This window comes from Streptomyces sp. NPDC018000 (assembly GCF_044328025.1).
Classification (GTDB): Bacteria; Actinomycetota; Actinomycetes; order Streptomycetales; family Streptomycetaceae; genus Streptomyces.
This window is the reverse complement of sequence record NZ_JBIRGM010000001.1, coordinates 247461-270407: the sequence shown is the minus strand read 5'-3', so window position 1 is coordinate 270407 and position 22947 is coordinate 247461. Positions and strand designations below refer to the sequence as shown.

Here is a 22947-nt window from a genome sequence, read left to right as displayed (position 1 = left end):
TCCCTTCAAGGGGGATGCCTCTAGAGAGGCTAGTTACTCACTGCGCTGCCTTAGCTTCTTCAAACAGAAGAAGGCCCCGGCTCTAGTGGCCGGGGCTCTCTCATGTCCTCACAGAGTAAATGCAGCTCAGCGACGATCCCGCCGTCCGGCACATGCCGGATGGTGTGTTCGATGAACTTGAAGACGGCGCGGCTAGTCATGGCGGTGGTTCCTGATTTCTCGGCTTGTCTCGTAAGCCTTGGTCATGTCTTTGCGGCTGAGTGCGGCCTTACGTTCCCTGGCCAGCGCCATGCAGATCTTGCAGCCGTTGACCGGCGTACCTTCCAACAACCATGGGTCCAAGGGGAGATCGATAGGGGGAGTCGAGTACCGGGTGGGTTCGGTCATGGCTCGACCATGGCGCCCCCTGGGGGACGTATCTCCCCACTGAGCAGGGACAGTTGGGCCGTGGGGGTCTAGGGTTTGGAGAAGGCCCAAACGTCTACGCCAGGGGGGTTGACTTGAACGCAGCTCTACGTTCGGCCATGGAGGGCGCGAACCTGTCTCCCAGGCAATTGGCATACCGAGTGGGGGTATCTCCGAAGCAGGTGGAACGATGGCTCTCGAACGGAGATCTGACACCGCACGCGAGAAACCGCACTGACGCTGCCCGCACCCTGGGAGTGAATGAAGAAATGTTGTGGCCCTCGGTCGTAAAGGAACGAATCAAGACCGGCACTGACCGGGAGATCGTTCACAGCTACCCTTACCGATCCGCATGCCCATCGACTGTGTGGGCTGACTTGGTCCAGTCGGCACAGTGTGAGATCACCCTGTGTGGCTTCACGAACTACTTTTTCTGGACTCAACTCCCCAACTTTTCAGGACTGTTGAAGGAGAAGGCTGCGGCCGGTTGCCGCATCCGGTTCCTCCTGGGCGACCCCGATGGGGAGGTGACTCGACAGCGGGAGGTCATCGAGGACGTACCCCTGACTGTCTCCACCCGCATCCGGATGACCCTGGGGGAACTAGGCAAGCTTGGCCCCCTGGAGGGCCTGGAGGCCCGCTACAGCGCCGCAGAGGACTCGGTGAACCATGTCAGCCTCTCTGTCTTCCGATTCGACTCAGAAGCCCTGGTGACGCCCCACCTGGCCCGACTGGTTGGCCATGACTCCCCGCTACTGCACCTGCGCCGACAGGGGGACGGCGGCATGTTCGACAGGTTCGCCGAGCATGCAGAGGAGCTGTGGTCCAGGGGGGTTCCTGTCTCTCTCGGGTCTTGATGCCGGTGTGACGCCGGACTAACGAAGACTCCCCCGCCTACGCCCCCTGAGCAGGGCATCTACCGAGAACATGGGTGCCCCTGCCAGCACGATCGGCACCCAGCAAAACAGGTACGCTAGGTCGTTGCCGAGGTAGTACGGCTCGACCTGCCAGCTCACGGTCAGCCACAGGCTCAGCGAGATCAGCGCCCCGCCGAGCGCGGCGAGCCGTGCCCACAGCCCGATGAGGGTGCCGATGCCGACGGCGAGTTCACCGAAGGCGATGGCGTACCCGAAGGCGACGGGGCTCCTCAGCGCGAGGTCGACGAGGGCCGGGATCGCGGACGAGTCGCGTACCGCGTGCAACGTCTCGCCGATGGAGCCGGCGCCGCTCGCGTGGAAGAAGGAACTGTCCGTCAGCTTGTCGAGCCCCGCGTAGATGAAGGTGACACCGAGAAAGAGCCGCAGGGGCAGGAGGGCATGCTCCCGCGCCAGCTCCTTGAGCCCTCTCGGCTCACCGAGACCGCGTACGTTCGTGCCGTAACCCCGAATGTCCTGCATGTGGCTGCGCCGCCTTCCGTAGACCCGTCAACAGACCATACGTACGTCGGGAACGCGCGGCTCGCCCGGTGAGGCATCCGATCGGCCGGTATCCGTCACCCCGCGGCGGGGCACGGGTTGCGGCAGTCAGTCCGTCACATCGATCTCGACACGGTTCGTCTCCACCCCGGCAGCGGTCACGACCTGCACCTCCACCAGCCCCGGTTCCACCTCCACCGGTACCGGCACGGTGAGCACGCCATCGGTCGGGTTGGCGAAGCCGCCGGGCACCGGGATCAGCGGCACATGCACATGCACCCGGCCGATCCGGACGACCATGCGGGTCAGCCGGTCCGGCGCCCCGGCACCGGGCGGCACGAAGCCCGCACCGCGGATCTCGATGTCGTCGCCGGTACGGATCGGCGCGTCCAGATCCCCGGCCTCCCGGGCCCGGACCACCGAGAGCACCACCGGACGCCCGCCCTCCGTGTACTTCCCCGCGAAGTACGCGAGCGCCGAGACAGTGACCAGCAGCGCAAGCCCCCACGGCAGGTCGGGCAGTTGCTCGGGCCTGCGGCCCAGCCGGACCGCGGCGAACAGTACGGCGACGGTGCTCACCAGCACGTACTGCACATCCGTGAAGCTGCCCCGCCCGGAGTCGTCGGTGAGCAGATCGGCGGCGCGCGGCCGGTCGGCCCGCAGCTTCTGCAGCCGCCCGGACAGGGCCCGTACGGCCACCACCCGGCGTACGACCACGGCGACGGCGCACACCAGCGCAAGCACGGTCACCATTCCCGCGCCCCTGGCCAGATCCAGCCCCTCGATCAGTTCGTCGCGCTCGGCGTGCCCCGAGGCACCCGCCAGCTGGAGGGCCAGCACGAGCACGGAGAAGACCGCCAGCAGCACCCAGGACGCGGCGACCGCCCGGGAGGTGGAGAGCCGGTTGTCCTCGCCGATCACCGGGGCGAGGAGGCCGCCGCGGGCCCGGTGGACATGGGCGGCGCAGGTGAGCAGGCCCGCGGTGACGAGTCCGGCGACCAGTCCCGCCGTACGGGCGTTGGTCCAGCCCGCGCCGATGGCGGTGGCGGTCTCGGCGACGACGAGCACGGCGAAGCTCCCCCACACCGCGATCAGGGTGCGCCGCCACACCCGGTACAGCCAGACATCGCCCGCTTCCCGGCCCCGTTCGGCGACGGTCCTTGCCGACTGGGTCAGCTCGTCCGAGACCCACTGGCGGGTCGCGGAGGCGGACCGGGCGACCCCGGGCGGCAGCCCCTGACCTGCGGCGAGTTCGTCCCGCTTGGCCAGGAAGGCGGCCACCGCGCGCCGGTGGCCCTCGCGCGCCCCGTGCGGGCAGTCGCCGCACGTGCAGCCGCCGCCGTGCTTGCTGCTCGCCCTCGCCTCGTCCAACGCCACGGAGAACGCCGCCCTTTCAAGCCCCGGTCCAGCCAACTCGACAGTGATTGCTGCGAATTGTGCCGTACGGACGGGCTCGGGACCGCATCGGGGCGGCCCGTCGGCGCGTATCGTCAGAATGTGCGACTGATCCGGCGCCACAGTGGCTGATAGTTGATCCAGGCCACCAGGTCGCTGCCGAGCTGCTCACGGGTGGTGACCGCGTCCCGGTGCTCGATCAGCACCGGCTTTCCGGCTGCCCGCGCGGCCAGCTGCACCTGGCAGGAGCGCTCAAGCGCGATGAACCACCAAGCGGCCGCGTCCACCGAGTCACCGACGGTCAGAAGCCCGTGGTTGCGCAGCACGATCGCCTTGCGCCCGCCGAGCGCGGCGGCGATCCGGCACCCCTCCTCCTCGTCCACGACGACCCCGGTGTACGCGTCGTACAGGACATGGTCCTCGTAGAAGGCGCAGGACTCCTGGGTGATCGGTTCGATGAGCTCGCCGAGCGCGGACAGAGCCCGGCCGTGCATGGAGTGGGTGTGCGCGACGGCGACGACGTCCGGGCGGGCCCGGTGCACCTGCGCATGGACGGCGAACGCCGCCTGATTGACGTGGTGCCGACCCTCGACGACCTGTCCCTCCCCGTTGACCAGGATCAGCTCGTCCGGCGCGAGCCCGTCGAACGGGGCCCCGAAGGGGTTGACCCAGAAGCAGTCGGTGAACTCCGGGTCCCGCGCGGTGATGTGGCCGGAAACGCCGTCCTCGTACCCGTACTCCCCGAACAGCCTGAGCGCCCCGGCCAGCCGCTCCTTGCGGTACGCGCGTTCCTCGTCGACCGACTGATGGACGGGCGGCATCACGAACTGCAGCTGTTCCACGGGTATCGGTGTGGGCTCGGGCATGGTGACTCCTCAGGGCTACCAGGGCATCCGGCTCGGAAGGTACCGCTGGTCACCACAGGTGGCCAGAGCGATCACATACCGATTCACGCACCGGTCCGGGTACGGGTCCGGGGGCCCTTTCAGGCGCTGAGCACGAGGTAGGCCAGGCCGAGCGTTCCCCGGTAGCCCCCGTAGTAGCCGGTGCGCCGCTCGTCGACCGCCGCGACGACACCGTCGTGCAGCGGATGCCCGGGGTTGGCCAGCGCCCACCGCTCGCCCCGTCCGATGTTGGCGTTCGCTTCGAAGAGGTCCCATTCGCGCTGGTCGGCGACGGTCACCTGGAGTGGCCGCAGCCCCGCGGCCTCGGCCTGCCAATTTTTACGGGCGGCGGCGGTTGATCGCAGTGAGGTCGATCTCGATGGGGAAGGGCACGTCCAGCTTCAGCCTGTTGTGGTGGATGCCGGTGGCCACGTAGGCCCTGAGCGCGGGATCGAGTTCGTAGACGTACACGACCGGCAGGCCCTCGTTCTGCTCCACCCGCCAGAAGTACCGCACGCCTGCGGCGGCGTACTTGCGGGGCTTGACCTCACGGTCTCTGTCTTCCGATTCCTCAGAGACGACCTCCACGGCCAGAATGACGTCCTCCGGCCGGAGCCACGTATCTTTTGGACCGGTATCGGCCCCGAGAGGCACCACGAGCACGTCCGGCTCAGGTCGGTTCCGCTTGTTCAGCCTGATGCTGAATTCCCGGAAGACATCGAGATCATCCGGGGCCTGGTCAAGAAGTGCGTTTTCCAGCAGACGCATGGTTCGCATATGAAACTTGGTCTGCGGACTCATGAAAACGAGGCTCCCGTCGATCAACTCCGTGCGCCTTGGCAGGTTCGGCAGCCGGTCGAGGTCGTCAGCCGTCCAGCCGCCGGGCGGGGGGACCGGATAGTTGTACTTCTCGTCCAACTCGAACTCGGGTGCGGCACTCATGATTGCTCCCATGCGAGTGAGTCTCGTCTCTTGAGCCAGCGTACCCAGCGGATACGGCAATGCCGCCACTCAAACGAATGAGCGGCGGCATCGGCATGGCACCTGCGGGGAGGGCTACTCCCACTCGATGGTGCCCGGCGGCTTGCTCGTCACGTCGAGCACGACGCGGTTGACGTCGGCGACCTCGTTGGTGATGCGGGTCGAGATCCTGGCGAGCGTCTCGTACGGCAGACGCGACCAGTCGGCCGTCATGGCGTCCTCGGAGGAGACCGGGCGCAGCACGATCGGGTGGCCGTAGGTACGGCCGTCGCCCTGGACGCCGACCGAGCGGACATCGGCGAGCAGGACCACCGGGCACTGCCAGATGTCGCGGTCCAGACCGGCCGCGGTCAGCTCCTCGCGGGCGATGGCGTCGGCCTCGCGCAGCAGGTCGAGCCGCTCCTTGGTGACCTCGCCGACGATACGGATGCCGAGGCCGGGGCCGGGGAACGGCTGGCGCTGGACGATCTCGTCGGGCAGGCCGAGCTCCTGGCCGACCATCCGGACCTCGTCCTTGAACAGCTGGCGCAGCGGCTCGACGAGCTGGAACTCGATGTCGTCGGGGAGACCGCCGACATTGTGGTGGGACTTGATGTTGGCGGTGCCGGTGCCGCCGCCGGACTCGACGACGTCCGGGTAGAGCGTGCCCTGGACGAGGAACGCGACGTCCTCGCCGGCCGCGCCCGCCTCGGCGACGAGCTCGGCCTGGGCCTGCTCGAAGACACGGATGAACTCGCGGCCGATGATCTTCCGCTTCTGCTCGGGGTCGGAGACCCCGGCCAGCGCGTCGAGGAAGCGCTGCTCGGCGTCGACGACCTTCAGCTGGACGCCGGTGGAGGCGACGAAGTCCTTCTCGACCTGCTCGCTCTCGCCCTTGCGCATCAGACCGTGGTCGACGTACACGCAGGTCAGCTGGGAGCCGATGGCCTTCTGCACGAGGGCTGCGGCGACTGCGGAGTCCACACCGCCGGACAGGCCGCAGATGGCGCGCTTGGTACCGACCTGCTCGCGGATCAGCGCGATCTGCTCCTCGACCACATTGGTCGTGGTCCAGGTCGGCTCGATGCCCGCGCCGCGGTAGAGGAAGTGCTCCAGGACCTGCTGACCGTGCGTGGAGTGCAGGACCTCGGGGTGGTACTGGACGCCGTAGAGCTTCTTCTCGTCGTTCTCGAAGGCGGCGACCGGTACGACGTCCGTGGACGCGGTGACGGTGAAGCCCTCGGGTGCGGCGGAGCAGGCGTCGCCGTGCGACATCCAGACCGACTGCTCGGCGGGGGTGCCCTCGAAGAGCGTGGAGCCGGTCTTGGTGACGGTGAGCGGGGTGCGGCCGTACTCACGGGCACCGTTGTCGTCGACGGTGCCGCCGAGCGTGGTGGCCATCAGCTGGAAGCCGTAGCACATGCCGAAGACGGGAACCCCGGCCTCGAAGATTGCACGGTCGAGGGAGGGCGCACCCTCTGCGTACACCGAGGAGGGGCCGCCGGAGAGGATGATCGCCCGGGGGTTCTTGGCCAGCATCTCGGTCACCGGCATCGTGGACGGGACGATCTCGCTGTAGACCCGGGCCTCACGGACGCGTCGGGCGATGAGCTGGGCGTACTGCGCCCCGAAGTCGACAACGAGGACCACGTCGGTGGCGGTGTCGGGGGCGGCGGGGGGTGCTGCTGGCACGGGCGGCCTTCCGGCGGTGAAGGGGGGTCGGTTTTGTCGATTCTACCGGGGTTGCGGAAGCGGCCGTCGTCACGCCCGGACGGGGCTGCGGGAAGCGCAGGCCCCGGGCCGGTGCCGGGTGGGCGGTGTCTCAGCATCCGGGCCCCGTGTTGGCCCGCCCTCACGGGCGGGGCCATACTGAGTTCCATGCGACAGCACACGACCTTCGTCTTTACCTATGGCATCCGGCCCGCCGGCTGCCATGGTCGTGCTGCTTGATCCACTGACAAGCAACGTTCCAGGCGCCCCGGGCCGAAAGGCCCGGGGCGTTCTGGCGTTCCGGACCGGTCGGATCGGGGGGCCGCACCCCACGAGGAGTCACCACCATGACCAGCACCAGCCCTGTGAAGAGCAGCACCACGAAGAGCGACACGGCGAAGAGCGCCGCCGAGAAGACCGGCGCGCACACCGATGAGGCCGCAGCGCTGATCGACAACGCAAGGTCTCGCATCGACGCCCTCGACGACCGGATCATCGGGCTCGTCCAGGAGCGGATGGCCATCTCTGCGGTCATCCAGGAGGCCCGGATCACCTCCGGCGGCCGCCGGATCAACCTCTCGCGCGAGATGGAGATCCTCGGCCAGTACCGGGACGCGCTCGGCAAGCCCGGCACCTCCCTCGCCATGACGTTGCTGGAGCTCTGCCGCGGCCGGGCCTGACACCTCGCGGGCAGGGGGTGTCCGGGCGTATCCCAGTTCGGGCCGACTCTCACCCGTACGGCGCGTGACCGGGTCCGCCGCGACTTCGTTGGTCCCGTTGTCCGTGCCAGCCAGGGGCGGCTTTGGGAAGAAACCACGCGTGGCTCCGCTGGAGCGTGTGGCGTACTGCAGGTACGCCGTGGGACCACGCCCCAGCGTGCGTGACCGGCCGGCAGGGGACAGCAGCCCGGTCACCCCAAGAACGGTCGGCTCCGGGGACGCCCGGAGCCGACCGTATCCGGTTGAAACGGTCCCCGCGGGACGGGGCCGTCCGGCTCGGTGCCGGGGTCCGGACAACCATTGCCGCGGGCCACGGGTCAACCATGCGGAACCACCGGACCCGCCCGTGCTCCGGCACGGCAGGTCCGTCCCGGAAGCCGTAAGCGCGGAGGGGCTGCACTCGGGGGGTGCAGCCCCTTCTGCTGTCCCGGCTCGCCACGGCGGACCGACGACGGGGCCTTGTTTCTTGGCGACCGGTCTAAAGCCCGAGCTGGGGCTTCTTCTTCGGCGGGACGGTCGGCAGTCCGAGGAACGGCAGCCTCAGCGCACCGAACGCCTCCTTCGGCACCGCCGGTGCCTGCGGCTCGACCGCAGCCAGCCGCTCGTACGCCTCCCCCTGCTCCGGACGCGGGTCCGCCTCGCCCTTGTTGGGCCAGAAGGACATCGCGCGCTCGGCCTGTGCGGTGATGGTGAGCGACGGGTTGACGCCGAGGTTCGCGGAGACCGCCGAGCCGTCGACCACCGAGATGCCGGGGTGTCCGTAGAGCCGGTGGTACGGATCGATCACCCCGTCCTCGGCACTCGCGCCGATCGGGCAGCCGCCGAGGAAGTGCGCGGTGAGCGGGGTGCCCATCAGCTCGCCGACGTTCGATCCAGCGAAGCCGTTGATCTCGTCGGCGAGCAGTGAGGCGCTGCGCGTCGCCTCCTCGATCTGCGTCGGGTTGGGCGCGCCGTGCCCCTGACGGGCGGTGAGCAGGCCCTTCCCCATGCCGCCCGGCTTGCGGTATGTCGTCAGGGAGTTGTCCAGCGACTGCATGACGAGCCCGATGATGGTCCGCTCCGACCAGCGGCGGTTGGAGAGCGACCGCACGGCGAGCACCGGGTGCTTGGCCACGTTGCCGAGCCAGCCCAGCACCCGGCGGCGGCCGTACGGCACCTGGAGGATCGACATCGCCCCCATCGCGTTGGAGCCCTTGCCGTAACGAACCGGCTCGATGTGGGTGTTCTCGTCGGGGTGGACCGAGGAGGTGATCGCGACGCCCCGGGTGAAGTCGGCTTTCACGCTGCCGTGCTTCTTGCGGTAGCGCCGGTCGCTGGTCTGCGAGCCGACGAGTGCCTCGGAGTTGGTGCGGGTCAGCTCACCGAGCCGGTCCGAGAGCCGGGGCAGCAGTCCCCGGTCCTTCATGGTGTGCAACAGGGTCTGCGTTCCGTACGTGCCCGCAGCGACGACCACCTGGCGGGCGCGCAGCCGCGTGGGTTCCGCCTTCTTGCGGCGGTCGGTCGGGACGGTGCTGACGCGGTAGCCGCCCTCCGGGTCGTCCGTGATCGCGACGACGGAGGTCATCGGGTGGATGACGGCTCCGGCCTTCTCGGCGAGGTGGAGGTAGTTCTCGTTGAGGGTGTTCTTCGCGCCGTGGCGGCAGCCCGTCATGCATTCGCCGCACTCGGTGCAGGCCTTGCGGGCGGGGCCCGCGCCGCCGAAGTACGGGTCGGCGACCGTGCCGCCGGGCTTCACCCTCTCCGTACCGTCGGCGTCCTTTCCGTCACCGAAGAAGACGCCGACCGGCGCGAGATGGAAGGTGTCGCCCACGCCCATGGCCTGCGCGGCCGCCTTCAGGTGGACGTCGGAAGGGGTCATTGTCGGGTTGAGCCGGACCCCGAGCATCCGCTTGGCCTGGTCGTAGTACGGCTTCAGCTCGTCCTGCCAGTCGGTGATGGACGCCCACTGACGGTCCTCGAAGAAGGGCGCCGGGGGTACGTACAGCGTGTTGGCGTAGTTGAGCGAGCCGCCGCCGACACCCGCACCGGCCAGCACCATCACATTGCCGAGCAGATGCACGCGCTGGATGCCGTAGAGCCCGAGTGCGGGGGCCCAGAGGTAGTTCTTGATGTCCCAGGAATTCCTGGGGAGGGTGCCGGGGCCGAAACGGCGGCCCGCCTCCAGGACCCCGACCCGGTACCCCTTCTCGGTCAGCCGCAGGGCCGACACCGCGCCGCCGAAGCCCGAGCCGACGACCAGGACGTCGTAGTCGTACGCGGCGTCGTCGTCGGTATCGCGGGCCGGTTCGGCCTGATTCTGGGCAGGGCCGCCCTGGGACATGGCTCTCCTCGGTACGAAAAGGGCAGAAGGTACTGCGGTGCCAGTGCCGGTCGGGACAGCCCTCAGGGGATTCAGCGCAGGCGGAACGCCTTCATCACCTTCAGGCTCCGGGTCATGAACGCCGCGTACTTCTCGTCGTCCATACCGAAGGAGGGAGCGATCGGAATCAGCCGCTGCTGGGCAATGGTCTGCGCCTCGGTGAACTTGAGGATGCCCTCGGAGCCGTGCCGCCGGCCGAGACCGGACTCCTTCATGCCGCCCATCGGGGACTGCACACTGCCGTACGCGGAGGCGTACCCCTCGTTGATGTTGACCGTGCCGGTCCGCAGCCGGGCGGCGACCTGGTGACCGCGCTTGGAGTCCCGGGTCCAGACGCTCGAATTCAGCCCGTACGGGGTGGCGTTGGCGAGGGCGACGGCCTCGCCCTCGTCGGCGAAGCGGTAGATGGAGACGACCGGCCCGAAGGTCTCCTCGTTGCAGACGGCCATCGGCGCCTCGACGCCGTCGAGGATGGTCGGCTCGTAGAAGAGCGGGCCGACGTCGGGACGGGCGACCCCGCCCGCGACGAGCGTCGCGCCCTTCTCGACGGCCTCCGCGACATGCCGGGTGACGGCCTCCAGCTGGCGCTCGCCGACCAGGGAGCCCATGTCGGCGCCGTACGCGAGGAAGTTGCCGAGCCGCATGGCCTTCGTACGGGCGGCGAAGCGGGCCACGAAGTCGTCGGCGACCGACTCGTGGACGTACAGCCGCTCGATGGACATGCAGAGCTGGCCGGCCGAGGAGAAGCAGGCGCGGACGGCGCCCGCCGCGGCCTTCTCCACGTCGGCGTCCTTGAGGACCAGCATGGCGTTCTTGCCGCCGAGTTCCAGCGTGACGCCGACGAGCCGGGCCGCCGCACCCTGCGCGACCTGGCGGCCGGTGCGCGTGGAGCCGGTGAACGAGACATAGTCGGCATGCTTGACGACCTCGGGGCCGACGACCGGTCCGTCGCCGAGGACCACCTGGAACACCTCGGCGGGCAGCCCGGCCTCGATCAGCAGGTCCCGGGCCCACAGAGCGGTCAGCGCGGTCTCCGTGTCGGGCTTCATCACGACGGCGTTGCCGGAGACGAACGCGGGCAGCGCGTCACCGACGGACAGCTCCAGCGGGTAGTTCCACGGCGCGATCTGACCGACGACGCCACGCGGCTGGCGCAGCTCGGTGACCTTGGTGAGGGTCGGTATGGCTCCGGCGTGCCGCTTCGGCTTCAGATAGGCGGCGGCCTTGTGCCCGAAGTGACGGGCCACGACGGCGACGGCCTGCACCTCCTCGTGGGCATGCAGTCGGGCCTTGCCGGTCTCCAGCTGGATGAGGTCGAGCACCTCGGCCTGGCGGCTGAGCACGAGGTCGTGGAAGCGGAGCAGGACGGCCGCCCTGGCGCGGACGGGGGTCGCGGCCCAGGCCGGCTGGGCGGCACGGGCCCGCTCGAAGGCCGCCGCCACGTCCTCGGGGGTGGACTCGGGCAGATCGGCCAGCTTCTCCCCGGTGAAAGGGGTGTGGTTGGCCGTACGGCCGGAACCGGCCACACCGCGGGTCAGCTGGGCGATCACCTCGGGTGTCACCACATCGGCGGCGGTGCGCGCGCCCGTGGGGGCTGCGGCCACGGGGTTGGTGCCTGCCGGGGCTGCGGGGGTGGACGTGGAGGCCTGCGAGTCCGTCATGATGGCGAGCGTACGTCCAGCCGCACGCTTTGGGTACCCGTGAGTAACGGGTTTTCACACTCCCCACAAACACGCCAGTGACTACTGGCAACAAAGCCCCTGATCAGGCCCCCTGTGGTCGCCGGCAGCCTCAGCCGGCATCACCCGGCGCACGCCACCCGCGCAGCATCGTGTCGAACTGCTCCCGGGTCGTGTCCCAGTCCGACGCCGGACCCGTCATGTACAACGCGTACTCGGGGCCGCCCGCCTCCCCGTAGTACATCTGGTCGATCGCATGGCGCGGTCCGGGGTGGGCCTTGGTCTCGGTCCAGGTGAACTCCCAGAGCGAGCCCTGCCGGTCCCGGTATGTATTGGAGTGCAGGGTCTTGCGCTGGTACCCGGGCAGTCGCTTGCTGAGCTGCTCCTCCAGGCTGAGCATGTGCATGTACGGGTTCTCGAAGTCGGGCGCCGGGTCGACGCCGATCCGGATGTAGTGCACACCGTTGTCCGGGGTGTAGTCGACCTGGTTGCCGTCCGCCCGTCGCTCCCAGCCGTCGGGCACGATCAGGCTGAAGCCCTCGGGGTCGTTCACCCGGTGCCAGCCGGCGGGTACGCCCTTGGCCGGGGGGCTGGGCTTCGGCGAGTGCGAAGGGCCGGGCTTCTCCGGGGTGCCGGTCTCATGCGTGCCCGTGCCGCCGCGCTCGACAGCACCCTGCACACGCTCGCCGTACTTCATCACGGCGACCCCCGCACCGCCACCGACCAGCGCGGCCGCGGCGATGACCAGGACCGTCGTGTGCCATCGGCCCCGGCTGCGCCGGGTCACCGGGGGCGGCACGGAGCCCGCGGCCGAACCGGCGTCCGGGTGGGACGGTTGCGACGTACCCGCTGCGGCACCGCCGTCCGGGTGGGACGGTTGGGCGGTACCCGCCGCACCCGTCCCGGACGTGCCGTCCTGGCCCAGCGTGCGCAGGGCTTCGTCGGGGACGCGCTGCGTCGGTACGTACGCCTGCGCTGCCCGGGGCTCGCGGCCCTCCATGGCGTCCAGCAGCATCCGTTCCGCCTCCACCGCCGACGGCCGGTCCTCGGGGTCCTTGCGGAGCAGCGCGGTGATGACGGGGGCCAGCGGGCCCGCCCGCCCGGGCGGCGGCGGTTCCTCGGTGACGACGGCCTGCATGGTGGAGATCGGGGACGTACGGCGGAACGGCGAGCGCCCCTCGACCGCGGTGTAGAGCGTGGCGCCGAGGGACCACAGGTCGGACGCGGGGCCCGGATCGCCACCGCGTACCCGTTCGGGCGCCAGATAGTCGATGGAGCCGACCAGTTCACCGGTCCTGGTGATGGTCGAGTCACCCTCTATCGCCGCGATCCCGAAGTCGGTGAGCAGCACCCGCCCGTCACTGGCCAGGAGTACGTTGCCGGGCTTCACGTCCCGGTGGAGGACCCCCGCGCCGTGCGCGGCGCGCAGGGCGCCCAGCACATGGAGGCCGACCCTGGCAGCCTCACGCGGCTCGATCTCGCCGGACTCCTTGGCCGCGTCGGCGAGTGACGGGCCGTCGACGTACTGCATGACGATCCACGGCCGGTTGTCGTACTCGATCACGTCATGGACCGTGACCACGCCCGGGTGCGTGATCCGGGCCGCCGCACGGGCCTCCTTCTGCGTGCGGGCGTGCAGCACGATCCGGTCGGCCTCGGCGACGTACAGCCCCGCGGTCAACTCCTTGACCGCGACCGTGCGGTGCAGCAGCTCGTCGTGGGCGCGCCAGACCTTGCCCATGCCGCCGCGCCCCAGGACTTCGCCGAGCCGGTACCTTCCGGCCAGCACCAGTCCAGCGTCCGTGCCCTGTGATCGTTCCACGTATCCCCGCCCCGTTCCTTCGGAGGCCAGATTACGGAGGGGATGCAGGCCACGGAACCTCGCATCACCCAAGAGAGCCCACTGTGATGCTTGTCGCTCGGCCACCCTTCGGGTGACGCGCAGACACTGTTCAGGACGTCACGCGGTAGGAAGCGATGGCTTGTTCGTAGATGTCCGAAACCTTGTCACGGCTGCTCTCCGGGCCGATGACCTGGAGGACGTGGTAGCGGCCGTCGACAATCATCGCGAGGTTGCGGGCGTACACCTCGCGGCCGTTGGCGTCCTGCCAGGTGAACTGGCCCTCGGCCATGGCCTGCCGGCCGACATCGATCCGGCGCAGCCCGCTCGAACCCGACCAGCTGGATTCGCGGAACGGCTGCAACTCCAGCTCCTTGTCCGCCTGGTACGCCAGCGGATCGCCGCCATGGGCCTTGACCGTGTCGCGACCGGGGACGATCAGCAGGCTGAACCCGTCACTGCCGTACCGGATCTGACGGTCCGTGTTGGCGGGGCTGCGCTGCCAGCCCTTGAGCACACCGACCTCGAAACCCTCCGGGTCCTTGCGCAGGGCGTAGCCGGGGGCGAGCGCGACGGCGGAGCGGCTGGTCTGCGGCTGCTGCGCACCGGACGGCTGCGAGGGCGAGCGCCCGCCGGACGCGCCGGCGCCGGGCTCGGGCGAACCGGACGTCGAGGACGCCGGGCCCGAGGAGCGGGTGCCGGGGTCGCTGTCCGCCTTGGGCATGAACATCACGGCGTACGCGACGGCCGCGACCAGGGCCAGCAGGATCAGCACCAGAAGCAGCCGCCCGAGCCGTCGCGGCGCCCGCTTTTCGCCCTGCAGGGGGCTGGGCGGGGTGCGCAGCGCTTTGGGGCCCTTGGGCTCGCGCGGTGCCCTGGGTGCTCTTTCCGCCCGGGGCCTGTCGTGGCGGTCGGGCCGCTGCTTCGAGTGGCGGTGGCGGCCGTGGGCCGCGCCCTGGCCCATGCGGCTTCGGCGCCTGCGGACCAGCTCGCCCCGGCGGCGTACGACGGGCAGCCGGGCGCTGTCGGGGGACGGCAGTGGCACGACGTCCAGACCGGCCTCGGGCTCGGGCGCCGATCGTACGAGGGAGCGCAGCCAGCCCTGCAGCTCCTCGGCGTCCGGCCGCTCGGTGGGGTCCTGGCGCAGCAGCGACTCGACGACGGGGCGCAGCGGACCGCACTCCTCGGCGAAGGCGGGCGGCTCCCCGCACACCATCTGGACGAGCTCGGCCGCATCCTCCTCGGGGTACGGGGCGTGTCCCTGAACGGCGCGGTAGAGCAGTGCGCCCAGCGCCCAGAGGTCGGTGGCGGGGCCGACCGGCGGCGCCAGCTGCCAGTTCTCGTGGACCGGGCCGCCCTGCTCGGGCGCCCAGCGTTCGGTGACCGCGCCGACGACGGCGATCCGGGCCTGCCGGGCGCGCTCGGCCGCGAGGGTGGTGGCGGGGCCGCGGTAGGCGGGGCCCGTGCCGCTGCTCGCGACGATCTCGTCCCAGCGGCCCGGCTGTTGCTGCGGCTCGGGCCGGTGCGCGGGCAGCGCCGGGGAGTTGCCGTGACGGCGGGCGTCGGCGCGCAGTGCGTCCTCGCCCGAGCCTCCGGCAGGAACCGGGCGCCCGGATCCCGGGCCGTCGCTCCAGGTGCCGGTGAGATGCAGCCGTCGGCCGGGCGGCGACTGGCCGTCGCCTCCGTAGCCCTCGTCGTCCTCGTCGTCGTACGGGTCGTCCTCGTACAGGTCCTCGACGGCCCGGCTCCATGAGCCGGCCGGCTGCGGGTGGCCGCGGTCCGGATCACCGGGCTCCGCGCCTTCCGGCCGCGCGGCGCGCTGGACCGGGATGCTGCGGGTGTCCTCCGCCTCGCCCGACCCGGCCCGGCGCTGGTCCTCGCCGACGCGGGCGGCGGCGAGGGCGCCCGCGCGGTAGGCGGCGATGGCTCCGGCGCGCTCGGCCCGCAATTGCGCGGTGCTGCCCGTTCCGGGGGCGGGCGCAGGGAGGGCGGGGTTCACCGGCCGCCGTACGGCCTCCGGCTCGCCCGGCACACCGTCATGGGGGTCATCGGCACACCCGTCGTCGGGGTGCGGATCGTCGGCGTACGGATCGTCGTCGCCGGGCGCAGCACCGGTCGTCCGGCCCGTTTCGACCGCCGCCGGGCCACGCGAAGCGGGCACCTCGACCGAAGTACCGGGCGGGGCCTCGGGAGGGAGGGCCGGGGGGACCGGAGGTGCGTACGGCCCGGTCGGGCCCGTCTCGTACGCCGGGCGGGCGCCGTACCCGTCGCCGTACCCGCCGTCGTCGTCGGGCTGCGGCGTCGGTACGTATCCGCAGAGCGCCTCCTCGGCCGCCCCTGCCGCCAGACCGGTCAGCACGACACGGCCGTCGTCGCAGACCATCACCGTGCGCACGGTGATGTTGCGGTGGGTCCAGCCGTGAACGTGCAGCACCCGCAGCGCCGTCAGCACGTCGGAGCCGATCTCGGCGGCCCGGAAGGGATTGAGCGGGCGCTCCGCGAGCAGGGCCGCGAGTGGTCGGGCCGTGACGAGTTCGCTCACGATCCAGAGTGAGCCGGCCTCGGCGAACACGTCGAAGACCTGGTCGAGCCTGGGGTGGTCGGGGACCTGGGCCGCCGCCTGCGCAGCCTCGATGGCGCGCCGGACCGCCGGGTCCGTGGACCGCCGCACGGCGTGCCCGGTCGCCCGGCGGGCCGCCGGGGCCGGACCGTCGGAGTCGAGCACCTCGGCGTCCACCACCTCGGGCAACGGCACCTGCCGGACCAGGACTTCCTGTCCGCTGTAGGTGTCGAACGCCCGGGTCTCGGCCAGTTCGTACTCATCGGACGGGAGCAGCGGAAGGCGGTAGCGGTCGGCGAGCACCCGACCCGCGTAGTCGTCCACGACGCCTCCCCAGAGCGCGCTGTCCCCCGGCCATGAAGACCGCACAAATCCGTTAATTGCGGTCACTTGCCGTGCAATTGACTCACCGTTCCGGCTGCGTACGGCCCTAAGGCTCTCACGATACGTGGCAAGTGACGGCGGCGCGGCAGGGTCGGCTCATCCTGGCCCTCTCACCCACGGATCAGTCGGTGGGCTCGAACGTGTCGAACGCGGTCTCGCGCAGCGTCCGGCACTCCTTGCCGTCCCACTCGCTCGCCTTGCAGCTGATCATGATCGCGTAGCCGTGGGTGGCATCGACCTTGAAGCCCCGGTTCAGCACCCGGATCCGCTGACCCTGCTGGGTGCGCTCGAACTGCCAGTCGGCGACGGTCGGGTAGCCGTTGTACTGGACCTCGTCCACCCCGAGGTGGCGGTAGTTGTTGCTGCTGGCCTCGACGCCTCCCTTCGCGGCGTTCCAGGCTGCGGCGGCGTCGTCGCCGGGCGAGGCGTTGTAGTCGACCTGGACGCGCGGGAAGCCCCCGTCGACGTTGAAGATGCCGCCGGAGTTGCGGCCGGCCGTGTCGGTGAGCCGGAAGTCCTCGGGCATCGCCATGGTGAAGTGGAACTGCTTGTTCGTGATGGCCCCGTATCCGGCGGGCAGCGCGTCACCCTTGGCGCCCGGGTCGTCCCCCTTGGAACCGTCCGACCCCTTGCCCGAGTCGTCGCCCTTGCCCTGGCCCTGGCCCTGATCCTTGCCCTGGCCCTGGCCCTGACTCTGACCCTGGACCTTGTCGCTGCCGCTGCCGCTGTCGGTGTGGGTGTCCGCGGATCCGCCGGTCGTCGAGGCCTCGGCCGAGGTGGACTTGTCGCCCTTGCCGTTGCCGCCGCTCGCGTCGTCCTTGCTGTCTCCGTCGAGCGTGAGGGCGAGGACCGTAACGACCACGGCGAGCACGATCACGACTGCGGCAAGCGCGAGGGTGCGGCGTGGCACCACGTCCGTGACGGACGCACGGGGCGGGGCGGTGGTCGGCGACGTGGCGGGACGCGGCGGCGGTACGGCGGCGGAGGCCGCGGCCGGCTTCGCCGGAGCCGAGGGCCGGGCAGGCTTCGAAGGGCGCGCCGACGGAGGTGTCGGCGAAGGGTGCGGCGCAGTGGTCGAGGCTGCGGCGGCCTTGCCGGGCAGCGACATGATCCGGGTGGCCTCGGCGGGCGGGGGCACCACCGGGTCCGCGCTCTCGGGAGCGTGAATCACGTCGTTGAGCAGGGCACGCGCGCCGGCGTCGTCGAGCCGCTGATCGGGGTCCTTGGCGAGCAGGCCGTAGATGACCTCCTCCAGCGGACCGGCGTTCTTCGGCGGGTCGAGCGGTTCGGTCATCACCGCGGTCAGGGTGGCGATGGCCGACCCCTTGTCGTACGGCGGGGAGCCCTCGACGCTGGCGTACAGCAGTCCGCCGAGCGACCACAGGTCGGCGGGCGGTCCCGGCTTGTGCCCGCGGGCGCGCTCCGGGGAGATGTACGAGGGGGCGCCGACGAGCATGCCCGTCGAGGTGACCGACGGGTCGCCCTCGACCTGCGCGATGCCGAAGTCGGTCAGCACCACCCGGCCGTCCTCGGCGATCAGCACGTTGGACGGCTTCACATCGCGGTGCAGGATGCCCTCGCGGTGCGCCGATTGCAGGACGTCGAGGATGGCGAGGCCGACCTCGGCGGCGCGCTTCGGCGTCAGCACCCCGTCCTCGCGGATGGCCTCGGCAAGGGACTTGCCCTCGATCAGTTCCATCACGATCCACGGCCGGTCGTCCTCGTCGACCACGTCGTAGACCGTCACCGCGCCGTTGTTGCGGATCCTGGCGATCGCCTTCGCCTCACGCAGCGTGCGCGTGATGAGCCGGCGCTTCTCGTCCTCGTCGATGGCCGAGGGGAACCGCAGTTCCTTGACCGCGACCGCGCGGCCCAGCGTCTCGTCGACGGCACGCCAGACCGTGCCCATACCGCCCCGGCCGAGCACCTCTCCGAGCCGGTACCGCCCCGCAAGGAGACGTCCGTCCTTGTCCCGTTGGGGCTCCCGTGCCTGCTCCGCCTCCGACATGCGTCCCCTCTGCGATCAACCCGCCCTGGCAGAGCGTTCATTGTCCCTCACCCCGGCACCGGTCATGGTGCCGGGTCCGCAGGCCCGTCATGATGTGGCCGGAGAAAGGGATTCCCTGCCATGCCGACACTCAGGGCGCTGCTCACCGCCCCGCTGCTGACAGCGCTGCTGTGCCTGGGAACAGCACCGCTGCCCAGCGAACCACACCTCACGCCCGCAGCGGCCTATCTTCCCCGGCTCGTCGCCGGGGGTGGCGCTCCCACGGCGGCACTGCTGGCCCATCGTGCCGCTTCCGCACCGTACGACACCTACCGCTCGACGGGCCCCGGTATCCGCAGGGGGGACCGGCTCCGGGCCGGCAGCATCACCAAGACCTTCGTCGCGACGGTCGTACTCCAACTCGCCCAGGAGGGACGGCTACAGCTGTCGGACACCGTCGACCAGCTGCTGCCGGGGCTGATCCAGGGCAACGGCAACGACGGCCGTCACATCACCCTGCGCGCCCTGCTCAGCCACACCAGTGGCCTCTACGACTACACCGCCGACACCTCCGCCCGCCCCGTCTCCGCCACCGCCGCGATCCGTGTCGCCCTGACGCACCGTCCGACGAGCGCCCCCGGCATCTACGCCTACTCCAACACCAATTACGTCGTACTCGGACTCGTCGTTCAACGCGTCACCGGACACGACTACGCCACCGAGATCCGCCACCGCATCATCGCCCCCCTCGGTCTCACGGGTACCTCCCTGCCCGGCGCCCGCACTTCCCTGCCCGCCCCGCACGGCCGCGGCTACACCCGCGACCCGGCCGACGGCAGCCTCCGCGATGTCACCGCGCTCGACCCACGCACGGCGGGCGCGGCCGGGGAGCTGATCTCCACGCTCACCGATCTGAACCACTTCTACGCAGCGCTGCTGGGCGGGCGCCTCCTCCCGCCCGCCCAGCTGGCGGCCCTGTTGAACACCGGTGCCACGCACGGCGTCTACGGCCTGGGCATCTATCCGCAGAAGCTCTCCTGCGGCACCACCGTCTGGGGCCACAACGGCCACATAGCGGGCAGTTACGTCCGTACCGCCGCCACGCGCGACGGCCGGCACACCCTCACGTACCGGACCGACACGGACACCCTGACCGATGCGACGACGCTCGAAACGGCACTCCTCGAAGCGGAGTTCTGCGGCAGCGCACCCCGCGCCTGAGGCCTGGAACCTGTCCTGCGGGCGGACGACGCCACTTTCGAAACACGCCCTAGAGCGGCACGATGTCCGGCGCCCCGAGCCGTGCCGCATCCGCCGTGAGATCGTCCGGCTGTCGCTGCGACTCCCGCTCCGCCTGCACCCGCTTCTCGTAGTGCTCGACCTCCCGGTCGATCTGCCCCTCGTCCCAGCCCAGGACCGGCGCCATCAGCTCCGCACATATCCGGGCGCTGAGCGTGCCCCGGTCGAAGGTCTCGATGGAGATCCGGGTCCGGCGGGTCAGTACGTCGTCGAGGTGGCGGGCGCCCTCGTGCGAGGCGGCGTAGACGATCTCGGCCTTCAGATAGTCGTCCGCCGACGGCAGCGGTTCGCCCAGCGCCGGATCGTCGGCGATCAGATCGAGGAGCTCCTCGGTCATGGAGCCGTAGCGGTTGAGCAGATGCTCCACCCGGGCGACATGGAGCCCCGTACGGGCCGCGATTCTCGCCCGGGCGTTCCACAGCGCGCGGTATCCCTCGGCCCCCAGCAGCGGAACGTCCTCGGTGACACACTCCGCCACCCGCTGATCGAGGCCGTGCACCGCCTCGTCCACGGCGTCCTTCGCCATCACCCGGTACGTCGTGTACTTGCCGCCCGCCACGACCACGAGACCCGGCAGCGGGTGCGCCACCGTGTGCTCGCGCGAGAGCTTGCTGGTCGCATCCGACTCGCCGGCCAGCAGCGGCCGCAGCCCCGCGTAGACGCCCTGGACGTCATCCCTCGTCAGGGGCGTGGCCAGGACCGAGTTGACGTGTTCGAGCAGATAGTCGATATCGGCGCTGGACGCCGCCGGGTGCGCCTTGTCCAGGTCCCAGTCGGTGTCCGTCGTCCCGACGATCCAGTGCCGTCCCCACGGGATGACGAAGAGGACGGACTTCTCGGTCCGCAGGATCAGGCCGGTCGAGGAGTGGATACGGTCCTTCGGGACGACCAGGTGGATGCCCTTGGACGCCCGGACGTGGAACTGTCCGCGCTCCCCGATCAGCGCCTGCGTGTCATCCGTCCAGACCCCGGTCGCGTTGACCACCTGCTTGGCCCTGACCTCGTACTCCCCGCCCGCCTCGACGTCCTCCACCCGGGCGCCGACGACCCGCTCGCCCTCCCGGAGGAAGCCGATCACCCGCGCCCGGTTCGCCACCTGGGCGCCGTATCCGGCGGCGGTGCGCACCAGGGTCGTCACATAGCGGGCGTCGTCCATTTGCGCGTCGTAGTACTGCAACGCCCCGGCCAGCGCGTCCTTCCTCAGCGCCGGGGCGACCTGCAGGGCGCGGCGGCGGGAGAGATGCCGGTGGACGGGCAGGCCTCGGCCGTGCCCCGAGGACACCGACATCGCGTCGTAGAGCGCCACGCCGGAACCGGCGTAGAGCCGCTCCCAGCCCTTGTGCTGCAACGGATAGAGGAACGGCACGGGCTTCACCAGATGCGGGGCCAGCCGCCCCAGGAGCAGTCCGCGCTCCTTCAGCGCCTCCCGGACGAGCGCGAAGTCGAGCATCTCCAGATACCGCAGCCCACCGTGGATCAGCTTGCTCGACCTGCTCGATGTGCCCGAGGCCCAGTCGCGCGCCTCGACGAGGCCGGTGGAGAGCCCCCTTGTCGCCGCGTCCAGCACCGTGCCTGCGCCAACCACGCCCGCCCCCACGACCAGCACGTCCAGTTCGCGCTCGGCCATCGCGGCAAGCGCCTCGGCGCGCTCCGCAGGTCCCAGTGTCGCCGTCCTCACTGCTGCCTCCCGGGAAGATCGGGGTGGTCCGACACGCGGTGCGACCCGACCGATCGACCGGGCGACCCGTGCCCACTTCTCGATTCTGTCCGCCGTCCATGACTTCGGCCACCGCCTGTGGACAACACCAGGACGACTGGAGCCCCACAATGCGACATATAGGTCATATTTACGCCTAGTCTGACATTGCGCTGTCCCCAGCGGTTGCGCTTTCTGCTCTCATGGTCTTGGGCCGACCGGCAAACGGAGGGTGGCGCCCTCCATCTGCCGGTCGGTCCAAGGGAAGGACGGCCCATCCACATGCCCGCAGACCTCGCAGTCATCGGACTCGGCCACCTCGGCCTGCCCCTCGCCCAAGCCGCCGTCGCCGCCGGCGTCCAGACCGTCGGCTACGACACCGACCCACGCACCTACACGGAACTCTCCGCGGGCCGCACCCCCGTCGAGGGATCGCTCACCGCCTCGGACGTGCGCCGGATGCTCTCGGGGGGTTTCCGGCCCACCACCGACCCGGCCGAACTGGGACGGGTCCGTACCGCGGTGATCTGCGCGCCCACCCCGCTCGGCGCCGACCGCACCCTCGACCTCACCTCCGTCGGCGACGCCGCCCGCGCGCTCGCCGCCCGGCTGCGCCCGCACACCACCGTCCTGCTGGAATCGGCCGTGCAGCCCGGCACCACCGAGAGCTATGTACTGCCCCTCCTCGAAGAGGGCTCGGGGCTGCGCGCCGGACGCGACTTCCACCTCGCCCACTCCCCCAGCCGCCTCGACCCCGGCAACAGGACCCACGTCTACGCCAACACCCCCAAGGTCATCGGCGGCCTCACCCCCGCCTGCACCGAATCGGCCGCCGCCTTCTACAGCCGGTTCACCGACAAGGTCGTCCGGGCCCGCGGGCCGCGCGAGGCCGAGATGACGAAGGTTCTGGAGACCAACTTCCGGCACGTCAACATCGCTCTGGTCAACGAGATGGCGGTGCTCTGCCACGACCTCGGCGTCGACCTCTGGGACGTCATCAGGTGCGCCGAGACCAAGCCCTTCGGCTTCCAGCCGTTCCGCCCGGGCCCGGGCGTCGGCGGCCACGGTGCCCCCGTCGACCCGGGCTACCTCCCGTACAACAGCCGCACCCCCGGCCACCCCTTGCGGATGGTCTCGCTCGCGCAGGAGATCAACGACCGGATGCCTCAGTACGTGATCCAGCGCTGCGCCACCCTCCTGAACGAGCACGGCAAGTCCGTACGCGGCGCCCGGGTGCTGCTCCTCGGCGTCACCTACAAGCCGGACCTGGCCGACCAGCAGGCCTCCCCCGCCCGGGAGATCGCGACCCGGCTGATGGACATGGGCGCCCAGATCGGCTACCACGACCCGCATGTCCTGGACTGGCGGGTACGTGAACTCCCGGTCCCGCGCGCCGACTCGCTGTACGAGGCGGCATCGAGCGCCGACCTCACCGTGCTGCTCCAGCACCACCGTACGTACGATCTCCAGGGCCTCGCCGTGAAGGCCCAGCTCCTCCTGGACACCCGGGGCGCGACTCCGGCGGGGGCCGCACACCGGTTGTGAGGAAGAGTCCCCCACGGATCTCGGTGAAGGGTTCCTCAAGGAATTCGGGTGGGCGATGTCATAGGCGACTGCTAGCCTGCGGCGTCACTTACCGCACAGTTGTGCGCATC

The 22947-nt window shown here is 70.4% G+C and carries 16 protein-coding genes and 1 pseudogene; 4 read left to right on the top strand and 13 right to left on the bottom strand.

Translation table 11 applies throughout. The annotated features are described in order from the left end of the window. Positions 1–192: 192 nt before the first annotated feature. Entirely contained in the window at positions 193–387 is a 195-nt protein-coding gene (locus ACH4EW_RS01375) for a hypothetical protein (protein WP_398249906.1), read from the bottom strand. Between the two features lie 287 nt (positions 388–674). On the opposite strand from ACH4EW_RS01375, the gene ACH4EW_RS01370 reads away from it, so the two are divergent. Further along, positions 675–1262, top strand: coding sequence for an XRE family transcriptional regulator (locus ACH4EW_RS01370; protein ID WP_398249904.1), 588 nt, complete (start codon positions 675–677; stop codon positions 1260–1262). 18 nt (positions 1263–1280) lie between these two features. On the opposite strand, the gene ACH4EW_RS01365 is transcribed toward ACH4EW_RS01370, so the two are convergent. From ACH4EW_RS01365 to guaA, 6 genes and pseudogenes are all read right to left on the bottom strand, one after another. Then, positions 1281–1793, bottom strand: coding sequence for a DoxX family protein (locus ACH4EW_RS01365; RefSeq protein ID WP_398251209.1), 513 nt, complete (start codon positions 1791–1793; stop codon positions 1281–1283). 135 nt (positions 1794–1928) lie between these two features. Beyond that, positions 1929–3197 carry a hypothetical protein gene (locus ACH4EW_RS01360; protein WP_398249902.1) on the bottom strand — a complete coding sequence of 423 codons (1269 nt, stop codon included), beginning with the start codon at positions 3195–3197 and terminating at the stop codon, positions 1929–1931. 113 nt (positions 3198–3310) lie between these two features. Next, a complete protein-coding gene (locus tag ACH4EW_RS01355) occupies positions 3311–4081 on the bottom strand; it encodes a class II aldolase/adducin family protein (protein WP_398249900.1) in 771 nt (256 codons plus the stop codon). Between the two features lie 119 nt (positions 4082–4200). Then, positions 4201–4431, bottom strand: a pseudogene (locus ACH4EW_RS01350) (SAM-dependent methyltransferase); the annotation flags it as partial. 7 nt (positions 4432–4438) lie between these two features. Beyond that, complete coding sequence (locus ACH4EW_RS01345; protein ID WP_398249898.1) at positions 4439–5041, bottom strand: Uma2 family endonuclease; 603 nt, start codon at positions 5039–5041, stop codon at positions 4439–4441. A gap of 114 nt (positions 5042–5155) precedes the next feature. Beyond that, positions 5156–6751 carry a glutamine-hydrolyzing GMP synthase gene (guaA, locus tag ACH4EW_RS01340; RefSeq protein WP_398249896.1) on the bottom strand — a complete coding sequence of 532 codons (1596 nt, stop codon included), beginning with the start codon at positions 6749–6751 and terminating at the stop codon, positions 5156–5158. A gap of 365 nt (positions 6752–7116) precedes the next feature. Here guaA and ACH4EW_RS01335 point away from each other — a divergent pair, with 365 nt between their 5' ends. Next, positions 7117–7449, top strand: coding sequence for a chorismate mutase (locus tag ACH4EW_RS01335; protein ID WP_398249894.1), 333 nt, complete (start codon positions 7117–7119; stop codon positions 7447–7449). 517 nt (positions 7450–7966) lie between these two features. On the opposite strand, the gene ACH4EW_RS01330 is transcribed toward ACH4EW_RS01335, so the two are convergent. From ACH4EW_RS01330 to ACH4EW_RS01310, 5 genes are all read right to left on the bottom strand, one after another. Continuing rightward, positions 7967–9808 (bottom strand): GMC oxidoreductase, encoded by a 1842-nt coding sequence (locus ACH4EW_RS01330; protein WP_398249892.1) that lies wholly within the window; start codon positions 9806–9808, stop codon positions 7967–7969. A 71-nt stretch (positions 9809–9879) separates the two neighbouring features. Continuing rightward, positions 9880–11508 carry a succinic semialdehyde dehydrogenase gene (locus tag ACH4EW_RS01325; RefSeq protein WP_398249890.1) on the bottom strand — a complete coding sequence of 543 codons (1629 nt, stop codon included), beginning with the start codon at positions 11506–11508 and terminating at the stop codon, positions 9880–9882. Between the two features lie 130 nt (positions 11509–11638). Next, positions 11639–13348, bottom strand: a complete 1710-nt coding sequence (locus tag ACH4EW_RS01320) for a serine/threonine-protein kinase (RefSeq protein ID WP_398249888.1) — start codon at positions 13346–13348, stop codon at positions 11639–11641. 130 nt (positions 13349–13478) lie between these two features. Beyond that, entirely contained in the window at positions 13479–16250 is a 2772-nt protein-coding gene (locus ACH4EW_RS01315) for a serine/threonine protein kinase (RefSeq protein ID WP_398249887.1), read from the bottom strand. Between the two features lie 181 nt (positions 16251–16431). Further along, positions 16432–18318, bottom strand: coding sequence for a protein kinase (locus tag ACH4EW_RS01310; protein WP_398249885.1), 1887 nt, complete (start codon positions 18316–18318; stop codon positions 16432–16434). A gap of 120 nt (positions 18319–18438) precedes the next feature. Between ACH4EW_RS01310 and ACH4EW_RS01305 the strand changes: the two genes are divergently transcribed. Then, positions 18439–19518 carry a serine hydrolase domain-containing protein gene (locus ACH4EW_RS01305; RefSeq protein ID WP_398249883.1) on the top strand — a complete coding sequence of 360 codons (1080 nt, stop codon included), beginning with the start codon at positions 18439–18441 and terminating at the stop codon, positions 19516–19518. A 49-nt stretch (positions 19519–19567) separates the two neighbouring features. On the opposite strand, the gene ACH4EW_RS01300 is transcribed toward ACH4EW_RS01305, so the two are convergent. Further along, positions 19568–21274, bottom strand: a complete 1707-nt coding sequence (locus ACH4EW_RS01300; protein WP_398249881.1) for a glycerol-3-phosphate dehydrogenase/oxidase — start codon at positions 21272–21274, stop codon at positions 19568–19570. A 300-nt stretch (positions 21275–21574) separates the two neighbouring features. Between ACH4EW_RS01300 and ACH4EW_RS01295 the strand changes: the two genes are divergently transcribed. Then, positions 21575–22837: a nucleotide sugar dehydrogenase gene (locus ACH4EW_RS01295; protein WP_398249879.1), complete on the top strand. Its 1263-nt coding sequence runs from the start codon at positions 21575–21577 to the stop codon at positions 22835–22837. Positions 22838–22947 lie beyond the last annotated feature (110 nt).